This is a genomic window from Bradyrhizobium sp. Mp27 (genome assembly GCF_029953005.1).
GTDB classification, from domain to species: domain Bacteria; phylum Pseudomonadota; class Alphaproteobacteria; order Rhizobiales; family Xanthobacteraceae; genus Bradyrhizobium; species Bradyrhizobium barranii.
Window position 1 is genome coordinate 26124 of record NZ_JASAUS010000101.1, and the last position, 8028, is coordinate 34151.

Annotated in this window: 8 protein-coding genes; 7 read left to right on the forward strand and 1 reads right to left on the reverse strand. The window is 60.7% G+C overall.

Going from position 1 to position 8028, the window contains the following annotated elements; all coding sequences use genetic code 11:
- Positions 1-102 precede the first annotated feature (102 nt).
- The 6 genes from soxC (at position 103) to QJT78_RS35140 (ending at position 5237) form a co-directional block, all read left to right on the forward strand.
- Positions 103-1374 (forward strand): sulfite dehydrogenase, encoded by a 1272-nt coding sequence (gene soxC, locus QJT78_RS35115; RefSeq protein WP_028153276.1) that lies wholly within the window; start codon positions 103-105, stop codon positions 1372-1374.
- Positions 1361-1909 (forward strand): cytochrome c, encoded by a 549-nt coding sequence (locus tag QJT78_RS35120; RefSeq protein WP_038944050.1) that lies wholly within the window; start codon positions 1361-1363, stop codon positions 1907-1909. Before soxC ends, QJT78_RS35120 begins: the two co-directional genes overlap by 14 nt.
- A gap of 10 nt (positions 1910-1919) precedes the next feature.
- Positions 1920-2387, forward strand: coding sequence for a DUF302 domain-containing protein (locus tag QJT78_RS35125; RefSeq protein ID WP_028153275.1), 468 nt, complete (start codon positions 1920-1922; stop codon positions 2385-2387).
- A gap of 32 nt (positions 2388-2419) precedes the next feature.
- Entirely contained in the window at positions 2420-2737 is a 318-nt protein-coding gene (locus QJT78_RS35130) for a hypothetical protein (protein WP_028153274.1), read from the forward strand.
- A gap of 727 nt (positions 2738-3464) precedes the next feature.
- Positions 3465-4868 carry an integrase family protein gene (locus tag QJT78_RS35135; protein WP_281460433.1) on the forward strand — a complete coding sequence of 468 codons (1404 nt, stop codon included), beginning with the start codon at positions 3465-3467 and terminating at the stop codon, positions 4866-4868.
- A gap of 108 nt (positions 4869-4976) precedes the next feature.
- Entirely contained in the window at positions 4977-5237 is a 261-nt protein-coding gene (locus QJT78_RS35140; protein ID WP_281460434.1) for a hypothetical protein, read from the forward strand.
- A gap of 54 nt (positions 5238-5291) precedes the next feature.
- Here QJT78_RS35140 and QJT78_RS35145 read toward each other — a convergent pair whose 3' ends face one another.
- Complete coding sequence (locus QJT78_RS35145; RefSeq protein WP_281460435.1) at positions 5292-7475, reverse strand: DUF262 domain-containing protein; 2184 nt, start codon at positions 7473-7475, stop codon at positions 5292-5294.
- A 358-nt stretch (positions 7476-7833) separates the two neighbouring features.
- On the opposite strand from QJT78_RS35145, the gene QJT78_RS35150 reads away from it, so the two are divergent.
- The coding region (locus tag QJT78_RS35150) for a transposase (protein ID WP_281460436.1) at positions 7834-8028 on the forward strand (195 nt) is incomplete at its 3' end.

Here is an 8028-nt window from a genome sequence, read left to right on the forward strand (position 1 = left end):
TTTTAACATATCCTAACGAGCAATCCTCACGGTGTTCGGTCAATGTCACGGCATGAAGGCGGCAGGGATTTCCAACAATCAGGTTCATCGAGGGGAGATCATATGACGTCCAGGACGCCAGTCGAGTTGTTGCCACGGCCTGCGAATGTGTCGCGCCGTGGCTTCGTGGGAGGCCTGTCGGCGGGCATCCTTGGCGCGGTAGCGTCCGAGGCGGCGGGCGCCGAGACGCTCGCCGACGTCCCCGATCGCGGGCCCGGCGCCGATCTCAGCGCGCACAGCGAACGCTCCCGGTTTGCAAAACTCGATCGCATTCCCGAGGCGACACCGGGCAAGCGCAACGTCGATCCCGGCGATGCCATCAATTCCAAGACGCCGCACCAGAAGCTCGTCGGCAACATCACGCCGACCGACCTGCATTACGAGCGCAGCCATTCCGGCGTGCCCGATATCGATCCCGCGCAGCACCGGCTGCTGATCCACGGCATGGTCGGCAAGCCGCTGGTGTTCAGCGTCGACGATCTGAAGCGGATGCCATCGGTCACGCGCGTCGTGTTCATCGAATGCACCGGCAACGGCTGGGAGAACTGGAAGAAGGCAGATCCTGACGTGACGGTGCAGAACACGCATGGTCTCGTCAGCACCAATGAATGGACCGGCGTGCCGCTCAAATTCCTGATCGACCTCGTCGCCAAGGACAAGGGCTCGAACTGGATGCTGGCGGAGGGCGGCGACGGCGCGGGCGTCGATCGCAGCATTCCCCTCACCGACGAGATCGTGAACGAGGCCTTCGTCGCCTACGGCCAGAACGGCGAGCCGCTGCGGCCCGCGCACGGCTTTCCGATGCGGCTGGTGATGCCGGGCTTCGAAGGCAACCTCAACATCAAATGGCTGCGCCGCCTCAAGTTCGGCAGCGAGCCCTGGATGACGCGCTGGGAGACGGCGCGCTACACGCAGCTGCTGGCCAACGGCAAGGCGCGGCAGTTTCAGTTGCGGATGGAAACCAACTCCGTCATCACCCAGCCCTCCGGCATGATGCAGATCCAGCCGGGTTATAACCGCATCTCCGGTCTTGCCTGGAGCGGCCACGGCAAGATCGCCGGGGTCGAGATCTCGACCGATGGCGCCAGGACCTGGAAGCCCGCACAGCTGAGCCAGCCGGTGCTGTCCAAGGCGCAGGTGCGATTCCAGATGGATTGGGTCTGGGACGGCAAGCCGACAAAAATCGTGAGCCGCTCGACCGACGACCAGGGCAACGTTCAGCCGGACCGGCAGTCCTTCATCGCCGCGATGGGGACCAACGCGCTGTTTCACTACAACGCCCAGCAGACCTGGAGCATCGACGAAGCCGGGAGGGTCCGCAATGTCCTCGCATGACAAGCTGTTTCTCGCCGGCATCCTCACCGCCGGCCTGCTCGCCGCGCCCGCGCTGGCGTTCGATTTCGGCCGTCCGGCAACGCCGCAGGAAATCAAGCTGTGGGACATCGACATCGGTCCTGACGGCAAGGACCTGCCCGACGGCAGCGGCACGGCGGCGCAGGGCAAGCAGATTTTTGCTGACAATTGCGCGGCCTGTCATGGCGACAACGGCCAGGGCGGCATCAAGGATCGTCTCGCCGGCGGACAGGGCACGCTCGCCTCCAACATGCCGGTCAAGACCGTCGGCAGCTTCTGGCCCTATGCGACGACCCTGTTCGACTACATTCATCGCGCGATGCCCTATCCGACGCCGGGCTCGCTCAGCACCGATGAGACCTATGCCGTCACCGCCTACATCTTGAGCCTCAACGGCATCGTTCCCGCCGATGGCAAGGTCGACAAGGACTCCTTGCCGAAGATCAGGATGCCCAATCGCGACGGCTTCATTCCGGAGCCGGAATTCGATCCGGCGCGATTATTCCGCAAGAAGTGAGCCTGACATCATGAGGCTCTTCACGCTGGTCGGGATCTTCGCATTGGTCGCGACATGTTTCTGGGAGACGCAGGCAATGGCTACAGACGGACTCATCACCATCAAGAGCAGTTTTGGCCCGCAGGACACGATGACGCGGCTCGAGACCGAGGTGAAGGCCAAGGGCCTCACCGTATTTGCCCATGTCGATCATGCCGCGGGCGCTGCCGCCGTCGGCATGACTCTGCGGCCGACCGATCTCCTCATCTTCGGCAACGCCAAGGGCGGCACGCCGTTGATGCAGCAGGCGCAGACCGCCGGCATCGACCTGCCGCTGAAGGCGCTGGTCTGGCAGGACGAGCAAGGCACGACCTGGCTGTCGTACAACGATCCGGCCTATCTCGCCGGCCGTCATGGCGTCGGCGAGCCGGCCAGGACCGCCATCGGCGCGATGACCGCCGCACTGCATGCGATCGCGACCAAAGCCACCGCACCGTAAGCGCGGCCCGACGGCCGCGTGAGGAGAGGTTCATGAACGAGACCGGCGGGCAACCGTCGCCACCCGAGGCGCAAGACAGCAAGCTCGCCCGATGGCTGGTCATCGCGGCATTGTGCGCCATGCTCGTCGCCGCGAGCGTTCTCGGCTATCTCGGCTGGACCAGCACCGATACCAGCGTGCCGGCCTCCGGCTATGTCGCGCTGGTGCTCGGCGTCGTGTTCTCGCTGGCCGTCGGCGTCGGCCTGATGGCGCTGGTGTTTTACAGCAGCCGCAAAGGCTATGACGAGCCGGCGGTGCTGATCCGGGAGCCGGAGAGCGATGCGGAGGATCGGCGGACGGACCCGCGTTGACGCCGGTACCTGCTTTTTAATAATCGCCGCGAGCTGTTTCCACATCGTCATTGCGAGCGCAGCGAAGCAATCCAGAGTCTTTCCACGGAGGGATTCTGGGTTGCTTCGCTGCGCTCGCAATGACGGAGTACGGGGCGGACAACGTCACTCTTCTCTCCTGCATTTTGGATAGCGAACACACCTTCGCATCCTCGCAGCGCATTTCGCCCGAGCTTTGCTTGATCTCTCCACCCTCGAAGCCAAGAGGGCGCAGGGAAGGCCGGGTGCTGACCTCGCACCCGCGGTCCACTGCGCGAAAGGTAGCGCAAGGAAACCGCACAGCAGCATACAGGTGGTGCCGATCACTCGGCCTTCCCTGCGCGATAGTCGGACGGCTTATGCCGCGCTCTCCCGGGAGCCGAGTTCCCTTTGGCCTCCCTCGTCCTTGCGAAAGTCACCAGCACCGCGCCGGTTGACGCGACTGCCGCATCCGCAAGCACTTGACCGTAGCAACGACGGCCAGGACCACACGGCTCTATTTTGATCCCCGGTGAGCCGATCTGAGCCTCTATGAGCCTATCTTTACCCTTTAAAAATAGGCATCTCCGGAATTATGCTTATCCGGCAAGGCGCTGGGGCGCTCGCTGTAAACCGCTGAGCTGGGGCTAGCCCCGAGCCCTATCCCTTGCAAAGACCGGCTCGAAGGATGGCCCCAGCTCGGCTTCAACCCAAAACAGAGAGCTGAAGCATGTCCAATATCACCACCGCCGAGCGCGAGCGCAAGCACCGGAACATCACCACCAGGATGATCGAGAAGCCGGTGGCCCGGCAGACCAAATACTATGACGCCGAGATTCGCGGCCTTTACGTCAGCGTCCTGCCTTCAGGTGCGGCAACCTTCAATTTGAAATACACCTGCCCCATCCTCGGCAAGCGCGCCTCGCTCAAGATCGGCGTCTTTGATCGCGAGAAATTCAGCGTACAGAACGCCCGCATCGCGGCGATGGCGTTGAGGTATCGCATCGGCAGCGGCGAGGATATCGCGGCGCTGGCGCGGCAGGCCAAGGCTCGGCGGGCCAAGCTGAGCGGCGTCAGCGTCGATCAGATGGTCGATGAATACGTCTCATGGATGCAGGCGCCGGTGCGCAAGCGTGACGGCGAGCTGCGGCCCCGTCTCGAAAGCTGGGAGACGCTTGCGAGCCAGCTCAACCGCTTCGTTCGCCCACGCTTCGGCAAGATGATCGCGAGCGAGGTTACCAACCGCGACATTGCAACGTTGCAGGCCGATATCCTCGCAGGCAGGACCGGCAGCAAGCCGTCGCTCAGTAATGCGCGCCATATGCGCAAAGGCGCGAGCGGCTTGTTCAAATGGGCTGCGCAGCCGAGCCGCGCTTATGTTGACCGATCACCCTGCCATGATCTGGAACCGCTGGATCGCGAGCATCCGCGCACGCGGGTGCTGAGCGACAACGAGATCAGGGTGCTGTGGCATGGTCTCGACCGCGAGGACCTGCCATGGGACCGCAGGACGCGGCTGGCGCTGAAGTTCGCGCTGGTCAGCATGCTGCGCAGCGGCGAGCTGCTGCCAATGCACCGCAGCGAGCTGGCGATCGAGAGCAATGCTGGTTTCTGCGTCAACGTGCCCTTCAAACGGCTGAAGAACCGGAAGCACAGACCGAACCCGCACCCGATGAAGCAGCCGCTCTCCGATCTCGCGATGGAGATCATCCGAGAGGCCGTGACCAGCAGTGAGCAGCAGTTTATCTTCGAGAGCCCGGTCTATCCCGGCCAGCCGCTGAACCGCCATGCGATGTCGGTGGCATTGCGAGGAACCAAGCACGAGAAATGCAGGGGCAAGACCAAGACGGCGGGCCTCTGCGAGCTGCTCGGGCTTGCGAAGTTCACGCCGCATGATCTGAGAAGAACAGCAGCAACGCTCGCGGGCCGCCTGCGCATACCGCGCTCGCAGATCGCCATTGCTCTCGGCCATGCCGACCCATCAGCGCCTGTAGTGACCGGCGTCTATGATACCGCTGACCGCACGCCAGAGGCCCGTGAGGTGCTGGAGAAGGTCGCAGCAGAGATCAGGCGCATCATCAATAGCCCTGCCGAGGCGACAGCGCCTGACGCGCTGATGCCGCTCGCTGCCTGAGCCTGACATCATCTTAGAAAAAATGAGCCCGCCCCATTGAACCGGGGCGGGCTTTCTGCTGGCATCAGCTGGGGGCGAAGATGGGAGGGAAGGCCGATGGACCAAGCCTTGCAGCAGCTGTTCGTGACGATCATCGAACAGGCCATTGCCGAGCACGGCATGCGGCTGCCGATCATCGTGTGCAACGTCGCCAACAACGGCAGCGTGTTAGTGACACGAATCAACGAAGGCGCGGAGCCTGACACCTTGGCGCAGCATTATGAGAACAACGCGTTCGCGTTGCCCATCAACGTCATGCTGGTCAGCCAGAACAACAAGGCGGTGCGCGTCGTCATCGAGCGCGAGGGCAAGGTCGGCAGGTTTCACTGAGCGGGGTCGAGATCGACGCGCTGATTGAAACTGGGTAAAGTGCGAAGCTGAAACCTATGCTTCGTCATCATCGTCATCGTCGCCCTGTTCGTCATCATCAGAATCGACCGCCATAGCCTCGATGTAGTCGCGACGAACAGCCCGTAGCGTGCGACCAGACGCGGGATCGGTGAGGAAGAACCACCATCCCCCGGTTTTCTTTCCGTAAATCGCGGTTGCGGCTTCCCTAGCGTTATCAAAAGCCTCGCCATCCACCTCCACACGCCCATCCGCCAACAGAGTACCGACCCGATGGCTGAATTTCTTGCGCTTTGGGGTCAATTGCATTCCTGGATGCAGAAGACCCGCATTGATGAGGTCCGTCAGCTCTACCTTTCTTCCCGGTCGCCGCCGGGCTACGGCAAAGCCGGAGCGATGATCGGGGGGGACCGCCCAAATCCCCGTGAAGAGCAGAGCAAGGTCCTGCGTGCGCCGGCGAATTGAATCGTTATTCCACTCCACTCCAGCCTTTTTCAACAAATCCCTATTTAGAAGGAGCACGTCATGCCCCTCAAGACCCGCCCGTTTGCTGTTGTTCCCGCACCAAGGGCCGTTGGAAACGGTTGAATTTAGTTTGCCGGTCAGGAGGGTAAGATTACCTAACGTATGTATAAGCCGATCTCGCTCCTCCTCGTCGGAGCCCTCTGGCTGCCAATGCTGCTGCCATTTGCGCGGCATCACATGCTCAATCGCCAGCTTCCCGCGCGCCACGCGCTCACCTCCGAGGCCGTGCTTACCATCGCGCCAGCCGCGCAGATGATCCTCAATTGCTTCGAGAACCATCCTGAGGCGTCCACGACGCAGACGGCGATAGGCTTGGAGATCAGTGACCTCCTGCTCAAGCTCAGCGTCGTCCGGCCAATAGCGGCTCTCCGCGGTCTGTCCTGCGAGAAAAGCCTCAATCTTATCGCCTACCGTCGCTCTATCCCAATCGCGAAGCTGCCCAACGAGTTCAGCAATTAGCTGGTTGTAACCCTTAGCAGTCGCGCGCACGATCGCTCTGCGAACCATCCAACTTTCGATTACGTCCAGTGCTTTAACTAGCTGAGTTTGCGGAACGGGAGGGTTTTGCGGATCGAGAAGAGCTAGAATCAACGGCTTAATTACCTCGCTCTCAAGAACACCTGTCCGATAGCCGAATAAACCCAGTCGATCTATCGAGCTGCCTTCTCTCGAAGCAGCTTCGATGAAATTGCGATAAATTCCGGCAGCTGCGTGGATTTGCTCAAGCAGTTTCTGCATAGGAGGACGTGCGTCATGATCCACAAAACGCTTAAACCGGTCAAAGACCTCCCTCGCAACTACTTCCTCGCCCGTCTGCGCTATGAGCCAATGATTCAAAAACACAGAAGATCGAGGATAGCGGAATCTGCCGACACTTATTTCAGCTTCCCAGAAGCCGGTCTCAAAGTCCTTCCAGTACTTCTGATAGGCGTCTTCAACATCTGCTCCAGATTCTAGAAGACGTTGGAAGATAAGATTCTTGATCAAGTCAGCGGCTGTGAGCTGGGCTCCTCGCGCATTTAGTGTCTCGAATATCTCCTGAGCATTTTCGTCTGAGCCCAGATCGATTACAACCAATTGAACCAGTTCGCGCACTGAGCGCTCTATCGCAATAGCGCGCTCTTGCACCATTGCGGGCCCCTTTTCATTGAGCCATTCGCGCGATTGCTCGCAAAAAAATTGGTGAGCCTGCGTCATTCGCTCGTTGCGGAATTTGAGCGCCTCGTGATCGACAGGGGGAGCTGCGCCCATCACCTCATTGAAAGCCGGCCTGTCTCGGTTGGTCGGCCACACCTTAAAACGGTCCTCTGGCTTAGAACAGAATGGCTCGGCATTGGCGACAAGCGGCTCGATACGCGCTGCAGAGGGTAACGCTTGGGCCGCGGTCAATTCAGCACCGAGCGCATCGAGCAACAGCTGCAGCGTAGTCAACCTTTGTTGACCGTCAATGATTGTGCGCTGTTGCATCAAACCAGCTTGGTTCGGCATTTGCTGTAGCACAACGGCACCAAGGAAGTGAGGCTGGTGCTTTTCGGTCGGATGAGCAAGCACACGCTCAGCAACGCGTTTCACATCCTCCCAAAGTGGCTCCCATTGCGTTTCTTGATTCCAAACGTAAGGCCTCTGAAACAGAGGCACGACCAGCCGTTGCGGCTGCATGAATACCATTTGGGGTGTTCGGACCTGCGTCTCCATGTCTAATTCCCCAACCTGCTATTTCAGATGATTCGGTCTCAGCTTACGGGCTGGTGGAGTTCTTTGGCAACCGGTGATAGTGATGCTTAATTGGCTTCAAGTATCGCGTCAGCAAAGCGGACTTCGCCAGCGCGATTGAATGATCGAGATGCGGTCGGCATCGTGATCATCGCAGCAAACCGTCGAACTTGCCCGGTGGCGGCGGTGCGTTGATCCCCGCTGCGATGCGGCTCCTAGCCCGTCTTATTCGTAAGAGTGCGCCTGAGGGCTGGCGAGCGTGGTGTAAAGCGCTGATACGGCGTAGGATTCGGTTGTGAAGCCAACCCCATCACCTCCAACCGCGAACGCCACGCCCGCCATGACCGACGATACGATTCCGCCCTTCTCGTTTCCAGCCATTCACGCCAAGAAAGTCACAGCTGCCTTCGATGGTGGGCGCCTAACCTCGAACGGGGGCGTGATGCTTCTGGCGATGGCCGAGCGGCGTCTCGGCTTGGCCGACAATCTGGCCCGGGTGTTCCCGGATCGGCGCGATCCGACGCGGGTCGTGCAC

What these genes read in the sequence shown, in the direction of transcription:
- QJT78_RS35145 (WP_281460435.1), bottom strand. Translation starts at nt 7,475, where the DNA reads ATGGAGACGCAGGTCCGAACACCCCAAATGGTATTCATGCAGCCGCAA.
- soxC (WP_028153276.1), top strand. Translation starts at nt 103, where the DNA reads ATGACGTCCAGGACGCCAGTCGAGTTGTTGCCACGGCCTGCGAATGTG.
- QJT78_RS35120 (WP_038944050.1), top strand. Translation starts at nt 1,361, where the DNA reads ATGTCCTCGCATGACAAGCTGTTTCTCGCCGGCATCCTCACCGCCGGC.
- QJT78_RS35130 (WP_028153274.1), top strand. Translation starts at nt 2,420, where the DNA reads ATGAACGAGACCGGCGGGCAACCGTCGCCACCCGAGGCGCAAGACAGC.
- QJT78_RS35125 (WP_028153275.1), top strand. Translation starts at nt 1,920, where the DNA reads ATGAGGCTCTTCACGCTGGTCGGGATCTTCGCATTGGTCGCGACATGT.
- QJT78_RS35135 (WP_281460433.1), top strand. Translation starts at nt 3,465, where the DNA reads ATGTCCAATATCACCACCGCCGAGCGCGAGCGCAAGCACCGGAACATC.